Source organism: Aestuariimicrobium sp. Y1814 (assembly GCF_050113895.1).
GTDB lineage: Bacteria > Actinomycetota > Actinomycetes > Propionibacteriales > Propionibacteriaceae > Aestuariimicrobium.
Genome location: NZ_JBNJRW010000009.1, coordinates 59,427 through 84,746 on the forward strand (window position 1 = coordinate 59,427; position 25,320 = coordinate 84,746).

At 68.2% G+C, this 25,320-nt stretch carries 22 protein-coding genes and 4 tRNA genes; 5 read left to right on the forward strand and 21 right to left on the reverse strand.

Annotated features, from left to right (window positions below):
* Window positions 1-77: 77 nt before the first annotated feature.
* The 14 genes from rpoB to ACQE3C_RS11295 form a co-directional block, all read right to left on the reverse strand.
* The gene (gene rpoB, locus ACQE3C_RS11230; RefSeq protein ID WP_434539329.1) at window positions 78-3,554 is read right to left on the reverse strand and encodes a DNA-directed RNA polymerase subunit beta; all 3,477 of its coding nucleotides are present in this window, start codon (window positions 3,552-3,554) and stop codon (window positions 78-80) included.
* A 275-nt stretch (window positions 3,555-3,829) separates the two neighbouring features.
* Window positions 3,830-4,231, reverse strand: a complete 402-nt coding sequence (rplL, locus tag ACQE3C_RS11235) for a 50S ribosomal protein L7/L12 (RefSeq protein ID WP_434539274.1) — start codon at window positions 4,229-4,231, stop codon at window positions 3,830-3,832.
* A 15-nt stretch (window positions 4,232-4,246) separates the two neighbouring features.
* Window positions 4,247-4,903 (reverse strand): 50S ribosomal protein L10, encoded by a 657-nt coding sequence (gene rplJ / locus ACQE3C_RS11240; protein ID WP_434539275.1) that lies wholly within the window; start codon window positions 4,901-4,903, stop codon window positions 4,247-4,249.
* A gap of 592 nt (window positions 4,904-5,495) precedes the next feature.
* On the reverse strand, window positions 5,496-6,323 hold the full coding sequence (locus tag ACQE3C_RS11245; protein ID WP_434539276.1) for a C40 family peptidase: 828 nt from the start codon (window positions 6,321-6,323) through the stop codon (window positions 5,496-5,498).
* Window positions 6,324-6,661: 338 nt separating this feature from the next.
* Entirely contained in the window at window positions 6,662-7,756 is a 1,095-nt protein-coding gene (locus ACQE3C_RS11250; RefSeq protein ID WP_434539277.1) for a winged helix DNA-binding domain-containing protein, read from the reverse strand.
* 123 nt (window positions 7,757-7,879) lie between these two features.
* On the reverse strand, window positions 7,880-8,587 hold the full coding sequence (gene rplA / locus ACQE3C_RS11255) for a 50S ribosomal protein L1 (protein WP_434539278.1): 708 nt from the start codon (window positions 8,585-8,587) through the stop codon (window positions 7,880-7,882).
* A gap of 107 nt (window positions 8,588-8,694) precedes the next feature.
* On the reverse strand, window positions 8,695-9,126 hold the full coding sequence (rplK, locus tag ACQE3C_RS11260) for a 50S ribosomal protein L11 (protein WP_434539279.1): 432 nt from the start codon (window positions 9,124-9,126) through the stop codon (window positions 8,695-8,697).
* 159 nt (window positions 9,127-9,285) lie between these two features.
* A complete protein-coding gene (gene nusG / locus ACQE3C_RS11265) occupies window positions 9,286-10,134 on the reverse strand; it encodes a transcription termination/antitermination protein NusG (protein WP_434539280.1) in 849 nt (282 codons plus the stop codon).
* A gap of 39 nt (window positions 10,135-10,173) precedes the next feature.
* On the reverse strand, window positions 10,174-10,701 hold the full coding sequence (gene secE, locus ACQE3C_RS11270) for a preprotein translocase subunit SecE (protein ID WP_434539330.1): 528 nt from the start codon (window positions 10,699-10,701) through the stop codon (window positions 10,174-10,176).
* Between the two features lie 207 nt (window positions 10,702-10,908).
* Window positions 10,909-10,981, reverse strand: a tRNA-Trp gene (locus ACQE3C_RS11275).
* A gap of 111 nt (window positions 10,982-11,092) precedes the next feature.
* Window positions 11,093-12,367 carry an aminotransferase class I/II-fold pyridoxal phosphate-dependent enzyme gene (locus tag ACQE3C_RS11280; RefSeq protein WP_434539281.1) on the reverse strand — a complete coding sequence of 425 codons (1,275 nt, stop codon included), beginning with the start codon at window positions 12,365-12,367 and terminating at the stop codon, window positions 11,093-11,095.
* 74 nt (window positions 12,368-12,441) lie between these two features.
* Window positions 12,442-13,590, reverse strand: coding sequence for a UDP-N-acetylmuramate dehydrogenase (locus ACQE3C_RS11285; protein ID WP_434539331.1), 1,149 nt, complete (start codon window positions 13,588-13,590; stop codon window positions 12,442-12,444).
* Between the two features lie 5 nt (window positions 13,591-13,595).
* Window positions 13,596-14,009, reverse strand: a complete 414-nt coding sequence (locus ACQE3C_RS11290; RefSeq protein ID WP_434539282.1) for a MaoC/PaaZ C-terminal domain-containing protein — start codon at window positions 14,007-14,009, stop codon at window positions 13,596-13,598.
* Window positions 14,006-14,428, reverse strand: a complete 423-nt coding sequence (locus ACQE3C_RS11295; RefSeq protein WP_434539283.1) for an FAS1-like dehydratase domain-containing protein — start codon at window positions 14,426-14,428, stop codon at window positions 14,006-14,008. The genes ACQE3C_RS11290 and ACQE3C_RS11295 overlap by 4 nt, the downstream gene beginning before the upstream one ends.
* 181 nt (window positions 14,429-14,609) lie before the next feature.
* Between ACQE3C_RS11295 and ACQE3C_RS11300 the strand changes: the two genes are divergently transcribed.
* The gene (locus ACQE3C_RS11300; protein ID WP_434539284.1) at window positions 14,610-17,123 is read left to right on the forward strand and encodes a polysaccharide lyase family 8 super-sandwich domain-containing protein; all 2,514 of its coding nucleotides are present in this window, start codon (window positions 14,610-14,612) and stop codon (window positions 17,121-17,123) included.
* A gap of 136 nt (window positions 17,124-17,259) precedes the next feature.
* On the opposite strand, the gene rpmG is transcribed toward ACQE3C_RS11300, so the two are convergent.
* From rpmG to ACQE3C_RS11315, 3 genes are all read right to left on the reverse strand, one after another.
* The gene (gene rpmG / locus ACQE3C_RS11305; RefSeq protein WP_434539285.1) at window positions 17,260-17,430 is read right to left on the reverse strand and encodes a 50S ribosomal protein L33; all 171 of its coding nucleotides are present in this window, start codon (window positions 17,428-17,430) and stop codon (window positions 17,260-17,262) included.
* Window positions 17,431-17,466: 36 nt separating this feature from the next.
* Window positions 17,467-17,542, reverse strand: a tRNA-Met gene (locus ACQE3C_RS11310).
* A gap of 51 nt (window positions 17,543-17,593) precedes the next feature.
* Window positions 17,594-17,666, reverse strand: a tRNA-Thr gene (locus ACQE3C_RS11315).
* A 279-nt stretch (window positions 17,667-17,945) separates the two neighbouring features.
* Here ACQE3C_RS11315 and ACQE3C_RS11320 point away from each other — a divergent pair.
* Window positions 17,946-18,497, forward strand: coding sequence for a hypothetical protein (locus ACQE3C_RS11320; protein WP_434539286.1), 552 nt, complete (start codon window positions 17,946-17,948; stop codon window positions 18,495-18,497).
* A gap of 79 nt (window positions 18,498-18,576) precedes the next feature.
* Window positions 18,577-19,287, forward strand: coding sequence for a purine-nucleoside phosphorylase (deoD, locus tag ACQE3C_RS11325; protein ID WP_434539287.1), 711 nt, complete (start codon window positions 18,577-18,579; stop codon window positions 19,285-19,287).
* Between the two features lie 61 nt (window positions 19,288-19,348).
* Here the strand turns inward: deoD and ACQE3C_RS11330 are convergent.
* Window positions 19,349-19,433, reverse strand: a tRNA-Tyr gene (locus ACQE3C_RS11330).
* Between the two features lie 99 nt (window positions 19,434-19,532).
* Window positions 19,533-20,030, reverse strand: coding sequence for a hypothetical protein (locus tag ACQE3C_RS11335; protein WP_434539288.1), 498 nt, complete (start codon window positions 20,028-20,030; stop codon window positions 19,533-19,535).
* A gap of 53 nt (window positions 20,031-20,083) precedes the next feature.
* On the opposite strand from ACQE3C_RS11335, the gene ACQE3C_RS11340 reads away from it, so the two are divergent.
* Together ACQE3C_RS11340 and ACQE3C_RS11345 are read left to right on the forward strand one after the other, a co-directional pair.
* Window positions 20,084-20,575: a YajQ family cyclic di-GMP-binding protein gene (locus ACQE3C_RS11340; RefSeq protein ID WP_434539289.1), complete on the forward strand. Its 492-nt coding sequence runs from the start codon at window positions 20,084-20,086 to the stop codon at window positions 20,573-20,575.
* Between the two features lie 169 nt (window positions 20,576-20,744).
* Complete coding sequence (locus ACQE3C_RS11345; protein ID WP_434539290.1) at window positions 20,745-21,605, forward strand: class II fructose-bisphosphate aldolase; 861 nt, start codon at window positions 20,745-20,747, stop codon at window positions 21,603-21,605.
* 169 nt (window positions 21,606-21,774) lie between these two features.
* Here ACQE3C_RS11345 and ACQE3C_RS11350 read toward each other — a convergent pair whose 3' ends face one another.
* Both ACQE3C_RS11350 and ACQE3C_RS11355 read right to left on the reverse strand, forming a co-directional pair.
* Window positions 21,775-22,437 (reverse strand): SGNH/GDSL hydrolase family protein, encoded by a 663-nt coding sequence (locus ACQE3C_RS11350; protein WP_434539291.1) that lies wholly within the window; start codon window positions 22,435-22,437, stop codon window positions 21,775-21,777.
* 33 nt (window positions 22,438-22,470) lie between these two features.
* Complete coding sequence (locus tag ACQE3C_RS11355) at window positions 22,471-25,170, reverse strand: helix-turn-helix transcriptional regulator (RefSeq protein ID WP_434539292.1); 2,700 nt, start codon at window positions 25,168-25,170, stop codon at window positions 22,471-22,473.
* Window positions 25,171-25,320: the final 150 nt, after the last annotated feature.

Here is a 25,320-nt window from a genome sequence, read left to right on the forward strand (position 1 = left end):
AGGTGATGGTGGGGTGCGGGTGGGTGGTCGCCCGCACCCCGGAATGACGATCGTCTGAGGGTCAGGTCTGAGGGTCCTCAGACTTCGTCGACACCAGCGAAGGAATCACTTCCCGGGCGCCGTGACAGGTCGATGCCGAAGTCCTCGGCCGAACGGAAATCGTCCTCGGAGTCTCGCAACTCCACGACGGTGCCGTCACTGGAGAGGACCTCGACGTTCAGGCAGAGGGACTTCATCTCCTTGACCAGCACCTTGAACGACTCAGGGATGCCGGGCTCGGGGATGTTCTCGCCCTTGACGATGGCTTCGTAGACCTTGACGCGTCCGGGGACGTCGTCGGACTTGATGGTCAGCAGCTCCTGGAGCGCCCAGGCGGCACCGTAGGCCTCCAGCGCCCACACCTCCATCTCACCGAATCGCTGGCCACCGAACTGCGCCTTGCCGCCGAGCGGCTGCTGGGTGATCATCGAGTACGGGCCGGTCGAACGGGCATGGATCTTGTCGTCGACCAGGTGGTGCAGCTTCAGCATGTACATGTAGCCGACGCCGATGCGCTCGGGGTAGGGCTCACCGGAACGGCCGTCGAACAGGCGGGCCTTGCCGTCACGGTCGACCAGGCGGTTGCCGTCGCGGGTCGGCAGGCTGTTCTCGAGCAGACCGGCGATCTCGTCCTCGGAGGCACCGTCGAAGACGGGGGTGGCCAGTCGCGAGTTGCCCTCGACGTGGCTCAGGCCCACTTCGCGCATGCGGTCGGCCCACTCCCCCTCGGCCTCGGTGAGGTCCCACCCGGTCTTGGCGATCCAGCCCAGGTGGTTCTCGAGCACCTGCCCGATGTTCATTCGCGAAGGAACACCCAGCGGGTTCAGGACGATGTCGACGGGGGTGCCGTCCTCCAGGAAGGGCATGTCCTCGACAGGCAGGATCTTCGAGATGACGCCCTTGTTGCCGTGGCGCCCGGCGAGCTTGTCGCCGTCGGAGATCTTGCGCTTCTGGGCGACGTAGACGCGGACCATCTGGTTCACACCGGGGGCCAGCTCGTCACCCTCTTCGCGGTCGAAGACCCGCACACCGATGACGGTGCCGGTCTCGCCGTGGGGCACCTTCATCGAGGTGTCGCGCACCTCGCGGGCCTTCTCACCGAAGATGGCACGCAGCAGACGCTCCTCGGGGGTCAGCTCGGTCTCGCCCTTCGGGGTGACCTTGCCGACCAGGATGTCGCCGGCGCCGACCTCGGCACCGATGCGGACGATGCCGCGCTCGTCCAGGTCAGCGAGCATGTCCTCGTTGACGTTGGGGATGTCGCGGGTGATCTCCTCGGGGCCCAGCTTGGTGTCTCGGGCATCAACCTCGTGCTCCTCGATGTGGATCGAGGTGAGGATGTCGTCCTGCACCAGGCGCTGCGACAGGATGATCGCGTCCTCGTAGTTGTGGCCCTCCCAGGGCATGAACGCCACCAGCAGGTTGCGACCCAGGGCCATCTCGCCACCGTCGGTGCAGGGGCCGTCGGCCAGCGGGGTGCGGGCCTCGACCTTCTGGCCGGGGGTGACCAGCGGGCGCTGGTTGATGCAGGTGCCGGCGTTCGAACGCTCGAACTTGCGCATCCGGTAGACCGAGTTGGTGCCGTCGTTGTTGGCCACCTCGATGAGGTCGGCCGAGACCGAGACGACCTCGCCCGGCTTGGCGGCCAGGGTGACGTCACCGACGTCGGTCGCGGCGCGGTACTCCATGCCGGTGCCGACCATCGGGGCCTCGCTGCGCAGGAGCGGGACAGCCTGTCGCTGCATGTTGGCACCCATGAGGGCACGGGAGGCGTCGTCGTGCTCGAGGAACGGGATCAGGGCGGTGGCCACCGACACCATCTGGCGCGGGGACACGTCCATGTACTCGACCTCGTCGGCCGGCACCTCGTCGGCGTCGCCGTGCTTGATGCGCACCAGGACGCGTTCCTCGATGAGGTTGCCCTCGATGTCAACGGCCGCGTTGGCCTGGGCGATGACGTAGCGGTCCTCTTCGTCAGCGGTGAGGTAGTCGATCTGGTCGGTCACCACACCGTTGACGACCTTGCGGTAGGGCGTCTCGATGAACCCGAAGGCGTTGACCCGCGCGAAGGAGGCCAGCGAGCCGATCAGGCCGATGTTGGGGCCTTCAGGGGTCTCGATGGGGCACATGCGGCCGTAGTGCGACGGGTGGACGTCACGGACCTCCATGCCGGCGCGGTCACGCGAGAGACCACCGGGGCCCAGCGCCGAGAGGCGACGCTTGTGGGTCAGCCCGGCCAGCGGGTTGTTCTGGTCCATGAACTGCGACAGTTGCGAGGTGCCGAAGAATTCCTTCAGCGCAGCGGTCACCGGGCGGATGTTGATCAGGGTCTGCGGGGCGATCGCCTCGATGTCCTGGGTGGTCATCCGGTCACGCACGACGCGCTCCATGCGGCCCAGGCCGGTGCGCAGCTGGTTCTGGATCAGCTCGCCGACCGTTCGCAGGCGACGGTTGCCGAAGTGGTCGATGTCGTCGGCCTCGACGATGACCCCGTTGTCCAGGGTCTCGCGGCCCTCGTGCAGGGCGCAGACGTAGTGGATCGCGGCGACCACGTCCTCCTCGGTCAGCACCTGCTGGTCGAAGGGCAGCTCCAGGCCGAGCTTCTTGTTGACCTTGTAGCGCCCGACCTTGGCCAAGTCGTAGCGCTTCTCGTTGAAGTAGTAGTTGTTCAACAGGGTCTGCGCGGCGTCACGTGCCGGGGGCTCACCCGGACGAAGCTTGCGGTAGATGTCGAGCAGGGCCTCGTCCTGGGTCTGGATGTGGTCCTTCTCGAGGGTCTGGCGCATCGACTCGTACTGGCCGAACTCTTCGATGATCCGGTCGCGGCTCCAGCCCAGGGCCTGCAGCAGCACGGTGACGTTCTGCTTGCGCTTGCGGTCGAGGCGCACGCCGACCAGGTCACGCTTGTCGACCTCGAACTCGAGCCAGGCGCCGCGGGAGGGGATGATCTTCGCGGTGAACAGGTCCTTGTCGGAGGTCTTGTCCGGGGTCTGCTCGAAGTAGACACCCGGCGAACGAACCAGCTGCGAGACGACCACGCGCTCGGTGCCGTTGATGATGAAGGTGCCCTCGGGGGTCATCAGCGGGAAGTCACCGATGAAGACGGTCTGGGACTTGATGACGCCGTCGATGTCGCTCATGAACTCAGCGGTCACGAACAGCGGCGCCGAGTAGGTGACGTCCTTGTCCTTGCACTCCTCGATGGTGTGCTTGGGCTCCTCGAACCGGTGGTCGCGCAGGGACAGCGACATGGTCTCGGCGAGGTCGGTGATCGGGGAGATCTCCTCGAAGATCTCCTCCAGCCCCGACTTGGGATTGACATCGGTGCGACCCTCGGCCAGGGCGGCATCGACGGTGGCCTGCCAGACCTCATTGCCGATCAGCCAGTCGAATGAGGCGGTCTGGATCTCCAGGAGATCCGGTACTTCGAGGGGTTCGGCGATCTTCGCGAAGGAGATTCGTCCGCTGGTGGAGATGACGTTGGTGTTCTTCGACGCAGTGCGCGAGGCGGCCAAGGTGCGTTCCTTCCAAGAACTCAACACGCAGAAGTGTGCATGCAGGACGGCCCGCGTCCAAACGCGGGGCGCAAGTTGCGATAGGGCAAGAGTTCACAGTACGTCAAGATTGCCGCACCACGCAAATCGGGGGCCGTCCAGTGTGTCGCATCCTCGTCCGGGATGCCACTCGACACGCGGGCCCGGACATGCCTCGAGGGCGGCCCATCACGGTGGATGGACCGCCCTCGAGCGGTGGGGTCAACGCCGGACGAGTGCCCGGCAGCCCCCTGGTGTCACTTGAAGGAGACGGTGGCGCCGGCGGCCTCGAGGGCCTCCTTGGCCTTCTCGGCGTCTTCCTTCTTGGCCTTCTCGAGGATGGCCTTGGGGGCCGACTCGACGAGGTCCTTGGCTTCCTTCAGGCCGAGGCTGGTCAGGGCGCGGACCTCCTTGATGACCTGGATCTTCTTGTCGCCGGCCGACTCGAGGATGACGTCAACCTCGTCCGAACCAGCGTCAGCAGCAGCGTCATCGCCACCGCCGGCAGCAGCGGCCGGGGCACCGGCAGCGGCAACGGCGACGGGGGCAGCAGCGGAGACACCGAAGGCGTCCTCGAACTGCTTGACGAACTCGCTGAGCTCGATGAGGGTCATTTCCTTGAAAGCGTCGAGCAGCTCTTCGTTGGTGAGCTTAGCCATGGTTGGCGTCCTTCCTTACTCGGTTGCGGCCGCGGGGGCGGCATCTTCAGTGGATGCCGCAGCAGCGGCGGTGTCGGCAGCGGCTTCATCAGCGCTGCCCTGCTCCTGGGCCTGGTCAGCAGCGGGAGCCGAACCGGCCCCACCGATGACCGACGGGTCTGCCTGCGCGGCGGTCTCCAGCGCACCCAGGGCACGAGCAGCCTGGTTGAGCGGAGCGGCAAGCAGGAACACGGCGCGCTGCAGGTTGGCCTGCATGGCACCGGCGAGCTTCGCGAGGAGGACCTCACGGGACTCGAGGTTGGCCAACTTCTTGACCTCATCGGCGTCGAGGACACGACCGTCCATGACGCCACCCTTGATCACCAGAAGCGGATTGTCCTTTGCGAAATCACGCAGACCCTTCGCCACGGAGGCAATGTCCCCGCTGATGAAGGTCAGGGCCGTGGGGCCGACGAGGTGCTCGTCGAGCCCCTCGATGTCAGCGTCCTTGGCCGCAAGCTTGGTCAGGGTGTTCTTCGCAACGGCGTAGGTGGCATCTGCACCGAGGGACCGACGAAGGTCCTTCAGCTGAGCCACCGAGAGTCCGCGATACTCAGTGAGCACAACGGCCTGCGAGCTGGTGAACTTCTCCTTCAGCTCTGCGACCGCGGCCACCTTGTCAGGCCTCGCCATTGGGTCTCCTTCCCACTTCTCTGGATGGTGTTCCGTCGACCAGGTGGCGGGGCCCGTGGGCCCGGCGTGACATGAAAAAAGCCCCGGCGCAGGCAAGCGCGGGGCTGGGCCATGAACCTGTTGCCAGGCACGATGGACTTCCTCGGTTTCACCTACGCAGGCGTCCGAACCTTGCGGGTCGGACCTTGGGGATCACTCCACCGGCGGTCTTTGGTACCCGAGAAGACTACCTGACCGGCCCCGACGCACCAAATCGCCGGCATGTGGGTGGGCGTCTGCAACCCGTCCCCACGTCTGCAGCCCGAATTGCCGTCTGCAGGCCGTCCCTGAGTCTGCGGGGCTGTACGACGTGCAGACGCAGGTTCACGCCGCAGACGGCGGTAGGGGCTGCAAACGGACGAACCTGGTCACGCCGCACACCGTCTGGTCACGCAGCACACCGTCTGGTCACGCCGCACACCGTCTGGTCACGCAGCACCAGGCCGTGGGACGCCGCAGACGCGTCGTCCGCCTTGGACGGGGAATGCCAAACGGTGGCGAACCGTCCCCGGCATGGGGAGGCTCGCCACCGTTGACGTGTGCTCGGGGCCGATCAGGCCGCGGGGCGCACTGCCTTGTAGTACGGCATCTGCGACATCGGGACCTTCTTGATCGGGACGCCGGGGCGGGAAGCGTGGATGACCTCGCCGTTGCCCACGTAGATGCCCACGTGGCCACCGGAGTAGAAACCGATGATGTCACCAGGCTGCAGGGCCGACTTCGAGACCGACTTCAGGCCCGACAGCTGGGCGTAGCTGGTGCGCGGGACGCTGACGCCGGCGCTCTTCCAGGCAGCACCGGTCAGGCCGGAGCAGTCGAAGGAGTTCGGGCCGGTCGCACCGTAGACGTAGGGCTTGCCGATCTGGGCGTAGGCGTAGGCGACGGCCTTCGCGGCAGCGCTCTGGACCGGCGTGGGAGTGGCGGTCGGCGTCGGGGTGGGGGTCGGCAGTGGCTTGGCGATGTCGCGGTCCACCGTCTTCAGGGGCACCTTGCCACCCATCGACGGGTTGGTCATCGCGATCGGGCCGGCGCCGTTGCGCAGGGCGGTCACGGTGGCGGTGTCGGCCTCGCCGGACTGGGTCAGTCCGCGCTGCTTCTGGTACTCGAGCACGTAGGCGAGGGTCTGGTCGTCGAAGGTGCCGGTGATCTTGATGCCCAGCTGCAACTGCTGGATCGCGTTCTGGAGGGCAGTGACGTCGTTGTTCGAGGCGCCCTGCAGGGCCTCGGAACCGATCTTGCCGGCCCACTCCATCGAGCAATACACGTTCGCGGTGCCCGTGCAGGCGCTGGCACTGGCCAGCGGTGCGGTCACCACGGTCGTCCCGGCGCCCAGCGCCACAGCGGCGGCCAGGGCGACGACGGTGTTGCGGATCTTGGACATGTGTCCCCCTACAGTGGCGTTTATCGCGGCCCAACACTGCACTTTGGTTGGGTTGTCGGATGACCGACGACGCTCTACTGTAAACCGGCTGAGCTTTCTCAGGCAAAACTCAATCTGCTCACAGCCTTCTTGGGGTTCCTGATTGTAAAGCGCCGCTTCGCAATGTCGCAGGGGTGACCTCACACACGTGGAGGAGCCCGGGCAGCACTCGTACATGCCCCTGGACGCGGCGTCTGCAGCCGCTGCCGCCGTCTGCGGCGCGTCCATGAGTCTGCACGTCGTACAGACCCGCAGACTCATACGGGCTGCAGACGCCAATTTGGGCTGCGGACCGGGTGTCAGTCGGCGTGAAAGGGGAACTCCGAGAACCGGCGGCGGACGGTGGCGGCGTGGGCCTTGGCCAGGGGCGCGAACTCGGCGAGCTCCAGGGTGCGACGACCCGGACGACCACCGCGCTTCCACAGGCCCCGGACCGTGCCGTCGATGACCAGGCTGCGCCCGAACACCCCGTTGTTGCCAGGCACAAGCAATTGGTGCTGCTCGGGGGTCAGGGCGAACAACCGGTCCTTGTAGCCCAGGATGAACTCGTCGAAGCCCGGCAGCAGCAGCGGCTTGCGCAGTGCCGCCCGCTCGGCCTGCACCTCGCTCAACAGGCCGGGGCGCCAGTGGCGTTCCACACCCTCCTCATCAGTCCCGGACTCGAAGTCGGCGCTGATCAGCGGCCACGCCGCCCGGATGTCACGCAGCGGCAGCTTCGTCCACCAGGCGAAGTCCTGGTGGGAGGCCGGGCCGTGGCTGGCCAGGTAGCGGCCCAGCAGGTCGGCGGTCGCGGCCACCCGGTCGCCGTTGAACCGCGCCTCGAGGTCGTGGCCGGGGCCGATCCACTGGGCGGACGAGACGATGTTCTGGTCGGTCCCGTTCCACGGTCCGTGCACCAGATCGCCCCGGCCGATCAGGTGGGCCAGCACGTGGTAGCCGCGTCCCTTGTCCGTCGGCACCCCCAGCGCCTCCCAGCGGGCGAACAGGTCACTGCGCGACAGCCCGGTCTCGTGCTCGGGCAGCACCGTCAGCGCCTCCTGCCGGGCACGTTCGACCAGGTCCTCGTCGAGGCCCAGGTCGCTGCGCCGGTTGACCGCCGCCTGCAGTGCGCCCGCGTTGCACAGTTCGCTGACCCACAGCACGTCCTCGCGGGCCATCAGGAAGACCGTCCCCCGCATGGGGTAGCCGCGCACCAGGTCCCCTGCGTTCAGCGCGTCCAGCACGTCGTCGGACGATCCCGAGGCGGTGCGCAGCGCGACTGATGAGATCACCCCGGGCAGGTCCTGGCCCTGCATCGCAACGAAGGCCGAGACGGCCTGCTGGGGGCTCGCATGGGGCCGGGTGACCAGTCCTTGGGCGAGCAGGCGGGCGCGTCCGAGCGCGGCATCAGGCATGGCTGCGATGCTACGTGCCCAGCGGGCCGGTCACGACATCACGCGAACCTCGACATCAACACACGAGAAATGCGCGAGCCCGCGACCACGGGGGTCGCGGGCTCGTGCAGGACAGCTGGGTGATCAGGCCTCGTCGGTGGCCGGCTTGACGCGGGCGGGGTCGACGTGGACGCCGGGGCCCATGGTCGAGCTGGCCACGATCTTCTTGATGTAGCGGCCCTTCGAGGTGCTGGGCTTCAGGCGCAGGATCTCGTCGAGGGCGGCGAAGTAGTTCTCGGCGAGCTGCTGCTCGGTGAACGAGGCCTTCCCGATCAGGAAGTGCAGGTTCGAGTGGCGGTCGACGCGGAACTCGATCTTGCCGCCCTTGATGTCGGAGACAGCCTTGGCGACGTCCATGGTGACGGTGCCGGTCTTGGGGTTCGGCATCAGGCCGCGGGGGCCGAGCACGCGGCCCAGGCGACCGACCTTGCCCATCATGTCGGGGGTGGCCACGACCGAGTCGAAGTCGAGGTAGCCGCCGTTGACCTTTTCGATCAGCTCATCGGCACCGACCTCGTCGGCACCGGCTGCGAGAGCGTCTTCGGCCTTCTGCCCGGTGGCGAAGACGAGGACCCGAGCCGTCTTGCCAGTGCCGTGCGGAAGGTTGACGGTGCCACGCACCATCTGGTCAGCCTTGCGGGGATCCACACCCAGTCGCATCGCGACGTCGACGGTCTCGTCGAACTTCGCCGAGGCGCCGGCCTTGACCAGGCCGACGGCTGCCTCGGGGGTGTACAACTGATCGGCAGCCACCTTCTCGGCGGCGGCCGTGTAAGCCTTGCTGCGCTTCATTCTGGTTCCTTTCTCATGGCCGAACGCGGGGTTCGGCCGACCAGTTCCTGGTCCGGGCGCGCGGGCCCTCCCAGGGCAGGAAGCCGGTGTTCGTCACCGGCCCGGGGTCATTCGGCGACCGTGACGCCCATGGAACGGGCGGTGCCGGCAACGATCTTCATGGCAGCCTCGACGTCGTTGGCGTTGAGGTCGGGCATCTTGGCCTCGGCGATCTCGCGCACCTGGGCAGCGGTCAGCTTGCCGACCTTGTCGGTGTGCGGGGCCGCAGAGCCCTTGCTGAGGCCTGCGGCCTTCTTGATCAGCTCGGCAGCCGGCGGGGTCTTGAGGATGAACGTGAACGTCCGGTCCTCGTAGATGGTGATCTCGACCGGGACGACGTTGCCACGCTGGGATTCCGTCTGGGCGTTGTACGCCTTGCAGAACTCCATGATGTTGACGCCGTGCGGGCCGAGGGCGGTACCGACCGGAGGGGCCGGAGTTGCAGCACCCGCGTTCAAGGCAACCTTGACGAGCGCCGCCACCTTCTTCTTGGGAGGCATGTGGTGGGTCCTTCGTTGTGGTTCAGGCTGCAGTGCGCAGCCCGGTGTGTTTCACCCGGACGATCCCGGGCAGGTTCGCACCCCGCAGCGGGGCACGAAAAATCTGCGGCTCCTGGGAGCCGACTCCCCATCTTCCCCCAAAACGGGGCGAGAGGGAAATCAGAGCTTCTGGATCTGGCTGAACTCGAGGTCGACTGGGGTCTCGCGGCCGAGGATCTCGACCAGGGCCTTGAGCCGCTGGCTGTTCGGGTTGATCTCGGTGATCGAGGCGTGCACGCCGGCGAAGGGACCGTCGACGACCTGGACGGAGTCGCCGACCTGGTAGTCCATGACCTCGACCTTCTTCTTGGTCTTCGGCGAAGGCTTGCCGACGGTCTCGGCGGCCACGCGGGCCTTGACCGAGGGGGTCAGCATGTTCTCGACCTCGGCCAGGGTCAGCGGCAGCGGGTCGTTGGCGTGGCCGACGAAGCCGGTCACCGAGGGGGTGTGGCGCACGGTGGCCCACGAGTCCTCAGTCATGTCCATCCGGACGAGCACGTAGCCGGGCAGCACGACGCGGGTGACCTGCTTCTTGACCCCGTTGCGGATCTCGTCGACCGTCTCGGTGGGCACGATCGTCTCGAAGATGTAGTCGGTCTGGTCGAGGGTCTGGGCGCGGGCGTCCAGGTTCTGCTTGACCTTGTTCTCCATGCCCGAGTAGGTGTGGATGACGTACCACTCCCCCGGCTTGGTGCGCAGTTCGCCGCGCAGCTGCTCCAGGGCGTTCTCCAGCGCGGCCTCGGCGTCGTCGGCCTCTTCGGGGGCGGACTCACCCTCGTCCTCGGCGCTGTCCTCGGGCTGGGCGTCACCGAAGTCGAGGTTCAGCTCGACGTCGTCGGTGGTCCGCTCGTCGTCACCGAAGTCGAGGTTCAGACCGGTGTCCTCGGTTTCGGGCTCGGCCTCGAGCGCGCCGAGGTCGATTTCGATGTCGTTCTCGGCGGTCGGATCAAACTCAGAATCTTGGCTCACGGGAAACTCTCATTCGGGGAAAGGGTCGACAGGGGGCGATCAGGTCAGCACCCACAGCAGCAATCGTCCGAAGCCAAGGTCGAGCAGGCTCACGAAACCGATCACCAGCAGCACGAAGATCAGCACGACCAGGAAGTACTCGCGCACCTGGTCACCGTTGGGCCAGATGACCTTCTTCAGCTCGGCCGCCGACTGCTTGACGAAACCGGCCGGGCCGGTGCGCTTCTTCTCGGCCGTCTTGCTCTTGACCTTGTCGGCCTGCTTCGGGGTGGCCTTGTCCTTCTTGACCGGCGCGGTGGTCACCTTGCGCTTGGCCGGACGACTCGACTTGGCCTTGGCGGCGACTGCTTCGGCCTCGGCCAGCTGCTCCTCGTCGTCGATGACCATGTCTTCGGGGTCACCCTTGTCGGGGGTGTCGTCGACGGTGTCGTCAGCCTCGGTCAGTTCTTCGGCCTCGTCGTCGACCACGATGTAGTCAGCGTCTTCGTCGGTCTCAGCGGCCAACTGCTCACCGGCCGGGTCCTCGTCCGCCTCGGGTTCCTCGTCAAGCACGTCCTCATCAAGGATGTCCTCGTCGGGGGTGTCCGCGTCCTCGGTGGCGTCCTCAGCGTCGATGGCCTGCGACTGGTCTGCCTCGGGTGAGTCGAGGATTTCGTCGTCCCCCGCCTCGTCCTGCGGCTGCAGTTTGTCGTTGGTCACATCGTTCCTTTGGTCGCACCCAGAGGCACCTGGGCGGATGCTGGCTGGTCAACAGGACGAAACCATCCTGCATCGCAGGGCAAGAGGGACTTGAACCCCCAACCTGCGGTTTTGGAGACCGCTGCTCTGCCAATTGAGCTATTGCCCTTCGATGGCCCACGTCCGCGGGCGAACCCGCGGCGAGTGCCACCAAGAAGAAGAGTATAGGGCCATCAGGCTCGGAGTCGAAACGAGCCGTCCGGCACGGTGGACACCGGGTTCAGGCCTGCTGGTCGGCCAGCTTCTCGGCGGCGGCCAGCAGCGCGCAGGTGGCCAGGCCGTCCATCGCGGTCTGCAGGTCACCCAGCGGCGGGAAGCTCGGTGCGATCCGGATGGTGCGGTCGTGGGGGTCGTGGCCCAGCGGGTGCGAAGCGCCGGCCGGGGTCAGCGCGATGCCGGCCTGCTTGGCCAGTTCCACCACCCTGGTGGCGGTCCCGTCGAGCACGTCGAGGCTGACGAAGTAGCCACCGGCGGGCTGGGTCCAGCGGGCGAACCCGTAGTCCCCAAGTCGCGACACCAGGGCGTCGAGGACGACTGCGAACTTCGGCGCCAGTAGGTCACGCTGGCGGCGCATCAGGGCACGCACACCCTCGGCGTCACCGAAGAACTGCACGTGGCGCTGCTGGTTGACCTTGTCGGGGCCGATGGTGGCGGCACCCAGGCCGTCCAGGTAGGCGCCCAGGTTGGCCTTCGACGTGGCCAGGAAGCCGACCCCGGCACCGGCGAAGGTGACCTTCGAGGTGGACGCGAAGGCGAGCACACGGTCGGGGTTGCCGACCTCGGCCGCCAGCGAGACCACGTCGATCGGGCGCGGTTCGTCGTCGGTCAGGTGGTGCAGGGCGTAGGCGTTGTCCCACCAGATGCGGAAGTCGGGGGCCGCGGCGGGCAGTTCGAGCAGCGCGCGGGTGGTGGCCTCGTCGTAGACCACACCGTTGGGGTTGGCGTACATCGGCACCGCCCACATGCCCTTGACGGCAGGGTCGGCCAGCAGGCGGGCGACCTCGTCGAGGTCGGGGCCGTGCTCACCGAGTTCGACCGGGATCATCTCGATGCCGAGCTTCGCGCAGATGGTGAAGTGGCGGTCGTAGCCGGGTACGGGGGCGATGAACTTGACCTGCTGATCCTTCCACGGGCCCTCACCGCCGGGCACACCGTAGAGCAGGGCCTGCACCACGGTGTCGTGCATCATCGTCAGCGAGGCGTTCCCGCCGGCGATGATCGAGTCGGCGGGCACGTTGAGCAGTTCGGCGAACATGGCGCGCAGGGCGGGGTTGCCCTGCAGGCCGCCGTAGTTGCGCACGTCGACCCCGTCAGCGGAGGTGGCCTGCACGTCGATGGTGAGCAGGTCGTTGGACAGGTCGAGCTGTTCGGGGCTCGGCTTGCCGCGGGTGAGGTCGAGCTTGAGGCCGGCCGCGCCGAGTTCGGCGTACTTCGCCTGCTGTTCGGCGAGCAGGGCGGTCAACTGGTCGGCGCTCAGGTCATGCAGAGAGGTCATGGGGACATCCTGCCAGTCCGTCGCCGCTGCCCCGCGCCGCGTTCAGATGGACGACACCCAGCTGGGACCGGGGTTCAGATGTCGCAGTTCACCCGCACCGGTTCGGGCACCAGCGGGATCCCGAACTTCGCCTCGACCCCGTCACGGACCTCACGGGCCAGTTCGGCCAGGTCGGCGCTGGTCGCTCCCCCGCGGTTGGTCAGCGCCAGGGTGTGCTTGGTCGACAGCGACACGGGGGCATCCGGACGAGCCGTCAGGCGGTGGCCCTTCTCGAAGCCGGCGTGGGCGATCAGCCAGGCCGCCGACGACTTGACCCGGCCGTCAGGCTGCTCGAATCGCGGGGCCTCGGCGGGCAGCGTCGCTGCTTCGTCCGGGGTGAGAATCGGGTTGGTGAAGAACGAACCGGCGCTCCAGGTGTCGTGGTCGGACTCGTCGAGCACCATGCCCTTGCTGCGTCTGATGGCCAGCACCTGGTCGCGGACCTCGCCCAGTGGCGCGCGCTGGCCGGCCTCGACGCCCAGGGTGCGGGCGAGTTCCGGGTAACGGATCGGCGCCGACAGCGGACCGGTCAGCATCTGGAAGGTGACCTCGAGGATGACGTAGCGGTCGGGGTGCTGCTTGAACAGGCTGTTGCGGTAGCTGAACTGGCAGTCGCCGGGGAAGAAGGTCTTGAAGTGGCCGCTGCGCCTGTCGAGGGTGCGCACCCGCGAGATGACCTGGCTGACCTCGGCGCCGTACGCGCCGACGTTCTGGATGGGGGTGGAACCGACCAGCCCGGGGATCCCGGACAGGGTCTCGACGCCGATCCATTCGCGCTCGACGCACAGGGCGACGAAGTCGTCCCAGTTCTCACCGGCGGCCACCTTGGCCTGGGCGCCGTAGCAGGCCGAGGTCTCGACGTCGATGCCGCGGGTGGCGATGCGCACCACCCGCCCGTCGAAGCCGTCGTCGCCGATGACCAGGTTGGAGCCGCCCGACAGGATCAGCACCGGGGTGCCGGCGGCGTCGGCCTCGGTCACCGCGGCGACGACCTCTGCCTCGGTGGTGGCCACCACCAGCTCGCGGGCCGGGCCGCCGAGTCGCAGGGTGGTGTGGTCGGCAAGCCGGGTCGAGGTGGGCACCGCGGCGTGGTCGCGGGTGGGCAGGTCGATGCGCTCCACCTCGCAGGCCGACTCGTCCTCGAACGGACCCAGGTCGATCACCAGGTCCTCACCCGGCTGCAGCCCGCTCACAGCCGGACCTCCGCCCGGGCGGCGCCCAGCACCTTGTCATCGCCGCAATGGGCCTCGACGGTGATGGTCGCCACGCCGTCGTCGACCGCGCTCACCACGGCACTGAACCGCACGAGGGTGCCCTCGTCGGTGTCGGGCACCGGCACCGGCTTGGTGAACCGGACAAAGTAGCTGACCAGGTGGTCGGGGCCGCCGGCCCAGTCCAGGACGCCGGCGAGCGCGGCCCCCATCGTCCACATGCCGTGGGCGATGACCCCGTCGAGGCCGATGGCCCGGGCGTGCCGGTCGGAGTAGTGGATCGGGTTGAAGTCGGTTGAGGCGCCGGAGTAGCGCACGACGTCGGGGCGCGTGAGCCGCACCTCGCGGGTGGGCAACTGGTCGCCCACGGCGACGCTGCGGGCGGTGGTCATGACTGGGCCTCCCGGGTGTGCATCAGGCTCGAGGTGGCCACGCAGACATCGTCGCCCTCGACGCTGAGGGTGACGCTGAGGGTGACCAGGTCGATGTCGCCGCGGTTGCGGACCTTGTCGATGGTGGCGACCGCCTCGACCAGGTCACCCTCGCGCAGCGGGCGGGTGAAGCTCAGCCGCTGGTCGGTGTGCACCAGTCGCTTCAGCGCCAGGCCCAGGTCGGCGTCGTCGAAGACTGCCTGCCAGGCCTGGGCGGCGATCACCATCGCGAAGGTGGGCGGGGCGATGGCCGGTTCGGCCCGGTAGTCGGGGTGCTCGTCGAAGATCGCGGCGCTGAACTCCTCGATCTTGGCGCGGCTGACCCGGTACAGGGTGGCCGAGGGGTAGCTGCGCCCCACGTGGTCGGGTGAAATCGGCATACCGACAGCCTAGTTGTCGCCGACGCTGCGCGGGGTGCGTGCCCGGTTGGCGTGGCTCCCGTGGACGGTGAACCCACACCCTTGGAAAGCGCTTTCGCTCACTGGTGACAAGCGAAATCGGGTTACCCGGGCGAGGGGCGGCAGCGCCGCGTTGAATGGCACGTGACCCTGAGGAGGACTCATGCGACGACGTACATTCATGGCCGCCACTGCCGGCGGGGCCGCTTCGGCGGGCCTGCTCGGCCACCGCAGCACCGCCCTGGCCGACACCCCCACAGACCATGATCGACTGATCCGCAACTTCGTCGAGATCCAGGCCGGCACCGCGGCGAGCAATGCCCACCCGAGCGCCCGGGCCAAGGTCAACGCGCTGGTGAACACGGCCCGTTCCCGGATCGCCGACCTCGACCCGGCCGCGGCCAATGGCGTGTTCCGCGCGCTGCCGCTGGGCACTTCTGACCCGAACATCACTGCCACATTCCTGCGCCTGTCCGAGATCGCCCTGGCCACCGTGCTGCCGGGAGCACCGGCCGACCTGTTCGGCAACACCGAGCTGCAGGAGCGGGTGATCGCCGCGGTGGCGACCGTGCAGCAGCGCTGGCTGGCCAACCAGTCAGCCGGCTACTACGGCAACTGGTTCAACTGGGAGATCGGCTACCCGACTCACCTCGCCAAGATCCTGGCCTACCTGGCCCCGCTGTTCCGTACCCAGCACCGAGACCTGCTGCTCGGCCTGGTCGCCACCATGGACGAGTACCTGCGCGCCGGTCGCGACGGTGACGTCGACCTCGAGTCGCGCTTCCACACCGGCGCGAACCTGGCCGACATCACCGGCAACCGGATCATCCAGGGGGCGGTGCTGGGTGACACGGCTCGCATCGAGAAGGCCGTCTCCGACGGGGCCACGGTCTACGCCACGGTCGACCCATACCATTTGGTGCACGGGGTGACCGACGGCCATTACGCCGACGGCTCGTTCATCCAGCACGCCTCGGTGGCCTACACCGGCAGCTACGGCAAGATCCTGCTGCAGCGCTCCGTGCAGACGATCAAGGTGCTGCAGGGCACCGCCTGGGACGCCACCGCCACCCTGGTGCCGATCGTGAACCGCTGGGTGGCCGAGGGCTTCGCCCCGGTGATCTACGAGGGCTGGATGATGGAGTCGGTCAAGGGCCGTGGTGTCTCGCGGACCACCTCCGGCTACACCGACGTGGTGGGCGTCATCGAGTCCGCGGCCGACCTGGCCTACTACCTGCCCGGCAGCGACGGTGAGGCGATGAAGGCGTGGGTGAAGTACCTGGCCGCCGTGACCCGGGTGACGGTGAACACGGCCGGCTTCGTCTCGCCGCTGAGCATCCTGCGCTACCTGGACATCCTGGCCGACCAGTCGGTGGTCGCGAAGAACCTGGTGGCCGAGGTCTCGACCCACGCATTCAACGCGATGGAGCGCAATGTGCACCTGCGGCCCGGCTACGGCTTCAGCCTGTCGCGCAGTTCAGAGCGAATCAGCAAGTACGAGTACATGTCGGGTGAGAACCTGCGGCCGTGGTTCAGCGGCGACGGGGCGCACCAGCTGTACCTGTCGGGCCAGAACCAGTCCCAGGCGTTCGGGGTGGACGAGCAGGTCGTCGTCTCCCCCTACGGCAGGCCCGGGACCTCGGCCCCGGTGGAGGAGCGCGGCACGATCCCGGAGCTGTACGGGGTGCTCTGGTACGACAACCCCGAGCAGGGGTTCACCTCGAGTTCGGTCTCGCAGAACGAGTACGTCTACTTCCCGCTGGGCACCAACCAGCACTCGGGCGGGGCGGCGCTGGGCAACTACGCGACCGCCTCGCTGGTGCTGTCGGACGATGCGGCCAGGCTCGCCGCGCAGCGCGGCCAGCTGCCGCCGGACTTCGTCAGCTACGCCAACGCGCAGGGCAGTCGATCATGGTTCATGTTCGACGACGAGATCGTGGTGCTCTCGGCCGGCATCGGTGACCGGACCCGGGCGGTGACCAGCACCGTCGACGCCCGCATCGCCGCCACCGGTGACCGGGTGAGCGTGCAGGGCGGGGCCCGGGGCGGGGCGGTCGGGGTCGGGGCCCACCAGGGCCTGGACTGGGCGCACTGGCACAACGCCACCACCGGTGCCCAGGTCGGCTACCGGTACCTGTCCCCCACTGACGCCGAGGTGTCCCTGGCCACACGCTCAGGGACCCATCGGGACGTGCGCACCGGCAGCGCGGCCACCGCGGTGACCAAGCAGGTCTTCTCCCTCGGCAGCGTGACCCCGGCCGGGCGGTTCGCCTCCTACGCCTGGATGTTGCTGCCCGGGGCGAGCGCGGCCCAGACGGCAGCTGCTCGTCCGATCGAGGTGGTCACCAACTCGACCGTCGCCCAGGCCGTGCGGCACACCGGGCTCGGACTGACCATGATCAACACCTATGACGGCCGCTCCCACCAGGTGGCGGGATTGCGCGTGAAGGGGGCCGCGTCGGTGGTCGTCCATGACCAGGGATCGAGCGTCCAGGTCGCGGTCAGCGACCCGGTGTTCAACCAGCGCTCGATCACCGTCGAGATCGACGGCAGGTTCGCCGCGGCCGGCAGTGACGACACGGTGAGCATCGACGCCAAGCCGAACAAGACCCGCCTCGAGGTCAACACCTTCCAGTCCCACGGGGCCAGTCACGTGGCGACCCTGCAGAAGCGTTGAGCGCACGGCACCGGTGAACCAGCTGCGCAGCCCGTAGCCTGAAGTCTCGCAGGCGCCGGCGACCGCGTCGTCCGATTCAACGAGAAGGGCCGCCCGCGCAACGCGGGCGGCCCTTCTCAGCCTTTGGGTGCGGGACTCAGCGGGTCTCGCGGTGCGCAGTGTGCGCGTGGCACTTGGGGCAGAACTTCTTCAGCTCCAGACGATCAGGATCGTTGCGCTTGTTCTTCTTGGTGATGTAGTTGCGCTCCTTGCAGTCCACGCAAGCGAGCGTGATCTTCGGACGGATGTCCGACGACTTCTTGGCCATGATGTCCCTCTTCGATGCTGGTGTACTGCCTTGGTGTGGTAGCGGAGACGGGACTTGAACCCGTGACACAGCGATTATGAGCCGCTTGCTCTACCACCTGAGCTACCCCGCCGCTTGGATGGAACCGGCCCCGGGACCAGAACCCGGGGCCACTTCCGTTCCGAGCCCCCATGCGGAATCGAACCGCAGACCTTCTCCTTACCATGGAGACGCTCTGCCTACTGAGCTATAGGGGCAAGCCGAAGAAAAACCTTACCGGACCCTCGGCCGCTGTGCAAAACGCGTTCGTTTGGGGCGAAGCGTGCTGCGAGATGAGGCTAGTGGGTGGGTGGCCCGGATGGGAAATCGAGAGCCGCCGCGCGGGCCCCTGGTGCAGAACCTCCACCCAAAGCCGCACAACAGCGTTTCATTGGCCGACCCCGGCCTTAAGTGGAAGGTTGTGTCCCTCCTCGACAAACTCGTCACGATCTGGATCCACGGATCGCTGTTGCACTCGCTGTGAGTAGCCTGAGTGCATGGCGGAACCCTCACGACCCATACCCATCGGCTCAATCATCGGCGCGGTGGGTGGGCTGGTGTTCGTACTCGTGAACGCCGCCGAGGTCCCGGGCACCCTCGTGTGGCGCATCCTTGCCGCCCTGGGATTCCTCGCCGTGATCGCGGTCGCCGTCATTCGTCGGACCGCGCCCGGCGCAGGACCGCCCAGTCGCACCGCGATGCGCACCTACGGGATCTGCGTCGCCGCCATGGCCCTGGCCATCCCGGTGGGAGCGTCCCTGCTGACGAACGCTCTCTCCTTGCCCCAACTCGTGCTTCCCTGGGTCGTCTTCGTCGTGGGCGCGCACTTCCTGCCGTTCGCCAGCGCGTTCCGCCTTCCAGTCTTCCGGTGGCTCGCACTCTGTCTCATGCTCGTCGGAGTCGCCGGCGCGATCGGGGCTCTGGTCACCGGCAGCGCGGCCAGCGCGGGTTGGACGGGAGTCACCGCCGGCTTCGTACTACTTCTCTTCTCTGCACTGGGACCGTGGATGCAGCCTTCCCCTGATACAGAGCGGCACAACATCGGCTGAAGTTCCCGGCGTCACCCGTCGCCCAGCCGCCCCGGAGCTCCTAAGCTGAAGTGCTGTTACCACCGCCGAAAGGACCCCGATGCCCACTCCCCATATCACCGCGCAGCCAGGTGAGATCGCCCCGCTGGTCCTGATGCCCGGCGACCCGCGTCGGGCCCGCCGCATCGCCGAGGGCCACCTCGACAACTTCCGTGTCGTCAGTGAGGTGCGTGGCATCGAGTGCTTCACCGGCACCTGGTACGGCACCCCGATGAGCGTGATGGCCTCCGGCATGGGCATCCCGTCGATCTCGATCTACGCCGAGGAGCTCTACCGGGAGTACGGCGTGCAGCGCATCTGCCGGGTCGGCACCTGCGGCGGTATCGCCGACGACGTCAAGGTGCGCGACGTGGTGATCGGGCTGTCGGCCCACACCAACTCCCAGGTCGCCACCATCCAGGCCCCCGGCCTGACGTTGAGCCTGGCCGCCAGTTACCCGATGGTCCGCGGCGCGGCCGAGGCGGCAGCTGCCGCCGGCATCGATGCCAAGGTGGGCGCAGTCTTCTCGTCCGACTTCTTCTACGGAACCCGGCCCGACATCGTCAAGACGCTGGCCGACCTGGGCACCCTGGGTGTCGAGATGGAGGCCGCCGGCCTGTACTTCGCCGCCGCCCGGCACCGGCGCGAGGCGCTCAGCGTGCTGACCGTCTCCGACCACCTGTTCGACAGTTCCCAGGACATGTCCGCCGAGGAGCGGGAGAACAACTTCCAGCGGGCCCTGGCCCTGGGCGCTGCCGCACTGCTCGCCTGAGCCGCTCGTCCGGCGCCCTGGGCAAGCAAACAGCCCCCGGAATCCATTCGATTTCGGGGGCTGGTGGCAGGTGTAGGATTCGAACCTACGTAGGCAAAGCCGACGGATTTACAGTCCGCTCCCATTGGCCGCTCGGGCAACCTGCCGTGCTGGGCAAGCCCAGCGATCGACAACGATAGCCCATCGACGCCGAGGGGAACAATTCACGCGCCGCTCGACTTCGGACGGGGCGGGCGAGCGCCGGGTCAGGCCCCTGCGGCCCACTGTTCCTCGGTGCGCAGCACGCCCTTGGCGGCCAGCAGTTGTTCGACCTGGTCGACCAGTGGGGGGTCGATGGGTGCAGCGGCGGTGGCCTTGCCGTAGCCCGCCCCGGCCGCCGGGATGATGCTGTTGTGGCTGCGGCGTTTGGTGGTGCCGATCAGCAGGTAGGGGGCGTCCCCACCGACCATGCCCGCGCCGACGCCGACCTTGGTGATCTGGGCCCAGGTGCAGGCGAAGCCGCCGCGCCCCTCACGGCGGATGCCGGTCTCGTCGATGGTGACCCGGGCATCACGCAACTGGTTCATCGCCCACCAGCCGATCAGGATCACCAGCAGCAGGACGGTGCCGAAGATGGCCTCGATCAGCTCACCGGCCACGAACCGCAGCGCCACCACGATGGCAGCGATCACGGAGGCCACGGCCATCACGGCTGACCACCTCGTGGCCGCGTGGTCGACGGTCTTCCAGGTGATCCGGGTCATGCTCACAGCCTATTCAAGGGCCTGCGACGAGGCGAATGGCTAGCATGGCCTGCATGGCATCGGAAAGCTCATTTGACGTGGTCAGCAAGGTCGACCGGCAGGAGGTCGACAACGCGCTGGGCCAGGCCGCCCGGGAGATCTCCCAGCGGTTCGACTTCAAGAACACCGACTCGACCATCAAGTGGTCCGGCGATGCGATCGAAATGGTCAGCAACGGTGAGGAGCGGGTCAAGGCGATCTGGGACGTGTTCCAGACCAAGCTCATCAAGCGCGGCATCAACCTCAAGGCCGTCGACGCCAGCGAACCGCGACTGTCGGGCAAGCAGTGGCACATCACTGCCACGACCAGCGAGGGCATCAGCCAGGAGAACGCGAAGAAGATCTCCAAGCTGGTGCGCGATGAGGGCCCCAAGGGCGTCAAGTGCCAGATCCAGGGTGACGAGCTGCGCATTTCGTCGAAGAAGCGTGACGACCTGCAGGAGGTCCAGCGGATGATCAAGGCCGCTGACTACGACTTCGCGGTGCAGTTCACCAACTACCGCTGAGGTCGGCTGCCCGTGGGCCTGCGCACCACCAGGTCGGCCCGCCCGGCCTGGCGCGCCCCCGACCAGCCCTGCCCCCGGCCCGGGCGCGCCCACCTGCGCCCCCTAGAATCAACTGCGTGGCCGAGCCCAGTGCCGGCTGCGCTACGCCGTCCCCAGACAAGGATTCAGCATGCTCATCAGCCTCAAGGAAGCCCTCGCCTATGGCGAGAAGAACAACTGCGGCATCGCCGCGATCAACACCCCCACCCTCGAGTTGCTGCTGGCGACGATCAAGGTCGCCGAGAAGCACGGTGTGCCGATGATCCTGCAGCACGCCGAGGTGCACGACCCGGTGGTCTCCATCGACGACATCGGCCCGGCGATGCTCGAGCTGGCCAAGCGCTCCAGCGCCCCGCTGGTGGTGCACGTCGACCACGGTGAGTCGATCGACTTCGTCCGTCGTGGTTTCGAGATCGGGTTCAACTCGGCCATGTTCGACGGCTCGCGGCTGCCCTTCGAGGACAACCTGGCCCAGACCAAGGAGGTCGTCGAGCTGGCCAACGAGTACGGCCACGGCGTCGAGGGTGAACTGGGCGTCATGCCCGGCCGTGAGGACGGTGTGGACAGCGCCGAGGGTGTGGGGGACACCTCGCTGTACACCGACCCCGACCAGGCCGCCGAGTTCGTGGCCGAAACCGGTGTGACCGCGCTGGCCTGCTCGTTCGGTACCGTGCACGGGCTGTACAAGGCCGAGCCGAAGATCAACTACGACCTGATCTCGACCCTGCGTGAGCGCGCCGGTGTGCCGATCGTCATGCACGGTGGTTCGGGGCTCAGCCCGGCCGAGTACCGCGAGTGCATCAACCGCGGCGTGCAGAAGATCAACTACTACACCTACGCCGACAAGGCCGCCCTGGAGGCCGTCAAGCAGCTGCTGGTCGATGAGCCCAGCACCTACGTGATGGCCCCGGTGACCGTGGCTGCCCGCAACGCGGTGCAGAACAACGTGGACGAGCTGGTGCAGTGCCTCTACGAGGGCCAGGTCGCCTGACCTTCGTCCGAAGTGGCTGTTTGCCCCTGAAAATTGCACTTGCCCCCGTTCCGGAACGGGGGCAAGTGCAGTTTTGTAGGGCAAGTAGCGATGTGGGCCGGGTGCGGCGGCTGAGTACGGTGCCGCGGCCCACCCCGGACGACCTGGCCGTGGTGCGCTGGGACGTGGATCAGGCCAGGATGTCCTTGACCTTGTCGGCCAGCGCCTCACCGAGGACCCTGTTGTTCTCGGGGGTGAAGTGGATGCCGTCGACACCGTCGGTGGTCAGCACGGCCCCGACCTCGAAGTAGTCGACCTTCATGAAGTCGGCCAGCGCGGCGTACAGCGGGCCGAGCTCCTTCGACTTCTCCACCGACTCCTCGTCGAAGATGACGCTGAACCACGGGTGGCCCATCTGCTCGGCCAGCGGCGGCGGTGACATGATCAGCAGCTTCGGGGCCGGGTAGACGGTGCCCACTCCCCCGGCGCTGCCCAGCACCTGGCCGGCCAGCAGGGACATGCCGACGGCGGTGTCCTGCGGGGTGCGGTGGAAGAAGTGCTTGGTGTCATTGGTGCCCAGCATGATGATGACCAGGTCGAGCGGCAGGTGGCTGGCCAGCGCCGAGGGCAGGTACTTCGAGCCGTTGAGCCGCGGGTCGGTCGGGTCGTCCACGGCGGTGGTGCGGGCACTGAGGCCCTCCTCGATGACCTTGTAGCCCTCGCCGAGGGCCTTCGCCAACACACCGGTCCAGCGGACATCGGGGTCGTAGCGGGTGGTGGGCACGCCTTCAGCGACGGGCACCCAGCCGTAGGTCAAGGAGTCTCCGAAACACAGGATGTTCTTGGTGGTCACATTTCCTCCAGGTCAAGCGTCATTGCTCGCGGGTCAAGCCTCATTGCTTGGTTTGACCCTACTGACGTCGGCCACGTCGTGCTGGTGGTCGGCCGCCATCGCCGCCACCTGCGCGCGCCGCGAGACACCGAGCTTGTTGAACACGTGACTGACGTGGGTCTTGACCGTCTCGGGGGAGACCAGCAGCCGGGTGGCGATCTGCGGGTTGGTGAGCCCCTCGGCGACGGCCCGCACCACCGCCAGCTCCGCCGGGCTCAGCGCATCCCAGCCGTGGCCGGGTCGTTGCCGGCGCCCCCGCCGGCGATGCGCGAACTGGTGGGCGGCACGGGCGTCCAGCCGGGCACCCTCGGCACAGGCCTCGGCGAACGCCTCGGGGCCGATCACGTCACGCCAGTGGGCCACCTGTGTGCTGACCCGGTCGCCGATCACGGGCGGCCCGAATCTGATCCCGGAGGATCGACGAAGGTGGGTGGCAGCACCGACCAGGCGCACGGCGTCCACGGCGCGGGGTTCTCCCCAGGCCAGGGCGAGCAGTTCCAGCAGTTGCACCGTCTCGAGGGCGAGCCCCTCCCCCACGGCCCAGCCCAGGGCCTCCTGGGCGACCTGTTCGGCCCGGGCGGAGTCTTGGCGGCACAGCGCCAGCAGGCAGCGCCCCACCGCGACCCGGACGCCGAAGTCGGCGGTCGCCGAGGCGTGCTCGCCGACCCGGGCCAACCACTGGTCGGCAGCCTCGAGGTCGTCACCGGCCACGCTCACCAGTACCCCGGCGGCAGTGGTCATCGGGTGGAACCAGCCACCGGAGTGCTCAGTCAGTCGCGCCGCCACCTGGAGGTCGGCCACTGCTGCCCCGATGTCCCGGCGGCGCAGCCCGTCCAGGGCCCCCAGGTAGCGGTAGCGGTAGGCCTCGAACGCGTTCCCGTCCTGCTCACTGGCCCTGGACAGGGCGGCGAGGTCGGCGCCGGGGATCGGCTCGGCGCCGCGCAACAGGTTGGCGTACCCGCGGGCCAGCGCGGCCAGCATCCGGGGCAGGGACGGCGTCGGCGCCCGGCCGGGTGGCCGGGCATGGTCCAGGACCGCCTCGACGGTGTCGGCGTGGGCCTCTGCCTCGTCCAGCAGGCCGCGCTGGGCGGACCCCTCGGCCAGGACGCTGGCCGCCCAGACGATGAGGGTGGGCTGGCCCGACCTCCTCGCCCGGTCCAGTGCCTGGCGGGCGAGGTCCATGCCTTCAGCGATCCGTCCCTGGAAGATGCCGACGCTGCCCGCCCGCCAGACCTGCGCGAAGTCGGCCCCGTAGGCATCGTCTGCGGCGAGGCAACGTGCATGGGCCGCAGCGAGTTCCCGTTCGGCGGTGACCGGCGCCCTGACGGCCGGCAGGGCGGCCACGTAGGTCGCTGCCCTGGCGTGGGCCTGTCGCAGCACGAGGTCACCGGGGTCACCGGGGGCACCGGCCAGCCGGTCGCCCGCCTCCAGTGCGGTCCGGGCTGCGGCCATGGCGGCCGGCAGGTCGGCGCAGTCCAGGTGGATCGTGGCGGCGGCCGTACCGGTCACCAACAGGTGGGTGTCCTCGTTGAACGCGGGCAGCACCCGGGCCAGCATCGCCTCGGCGAGTTCGGGGCGGGCGTTGCCCCACAGGTGCTGGGTGTCCCACAGCACCCGCGCAGCCAGGTCCAGGTCACCACCGGCCAGCAGGGTGTCGATGGCCCGTTCGATGTTGCCCAGCGAGTCCGTCGATGCCCCGGCGGCGGCCACCTGCTGGAAGTGGAGCGCGTGGCGTCGTTGCACGTCACCCAGTTCGCCGGAGCGTTCGAGCTGGCGGCGGGCGAACAGTCCGATGACCTCGAGCATGCGGTAGCTGCGTGCGCCGCCACCCTCCTCGGCGACCAGCAGCGACTGCCGGACAAGCCCGTCGACGGCGTCGTGGACCCGTCCGGCACCCAGGTCGTGGCCCGCCACTGCTTCGATGTCGCTCATCCGGGCCCCTGCGGCCAGGCCCGCGAGCCGCCGGAGGAGCACCTGCTCGTCGCGGCCGAGCCGATCACATGACCAGGCGATGGTGGCCTGCATCGTCCGGTGGCGCACCGGGCCGCCGACGTCACTGCCGGACAGCACCCCCAGGCCGGACGAGAGGTCCGTCAGGACCTGCCCCACCCCCAGTGACCGGCACCTGGCCGCGGCCAGTTCGATGGCCAGGGGGAGGCCGTCGAGTCGCCTGACCAGTTCCCGGGTCAGTGCGTCCTCGGCGGCGTCGCGTCGCAGGGTGGCGCCCCAGCCGCTGGAGCGTTCCTGGAACAGTTGCACCGCCTCGTCCTGCGTCAGTGGTGACAGCGGCACCACCCGTTCGCCGGGGGCACCGAGCGGCGTCCGGCTGGTCACCAGGACCGCCCAACCCTGCGGCCCCCGCCCGGGGACCTGGCGGATCCAGTCGGGGACCTGGGGCAGGTGGTGGTCGCAACCGTCGAGGACGAGCAGCTTGGGCGCGGCCCGCTCCCGATCGCCGAGCCGGTCGAGCATCCGCGCCAGCACCCGGCCCCCACCCCACTCGACCGGGTCGCGCCACCAGACCAGCCACCCGCGGCTGTGCAGCCTGGCCACCACGTCGGCGGCCACCTGGGTCTTGCCCACTCCGCCGGGCCCGGTGAGCGTCACCAGGTCACCACCGGCGGCCAACCAGCCACAGACCTGGGCAATGGTCGTCCCACGACCGATGGTCGCGGGTGCGTGGCGCCGTGTCATGGCACCCCTCCTGCGCCGGGGTACACCGCGACCGGTGGCCACGATGGGTGGGGGGATGGGTGATGGGTGGGGGGATGGGTTCAGGATAACTCCGCTCCCCCGGACGGGGGATGTTCTTTTTCCGGGCCGTGGGCAGTGTGGCCACATCAC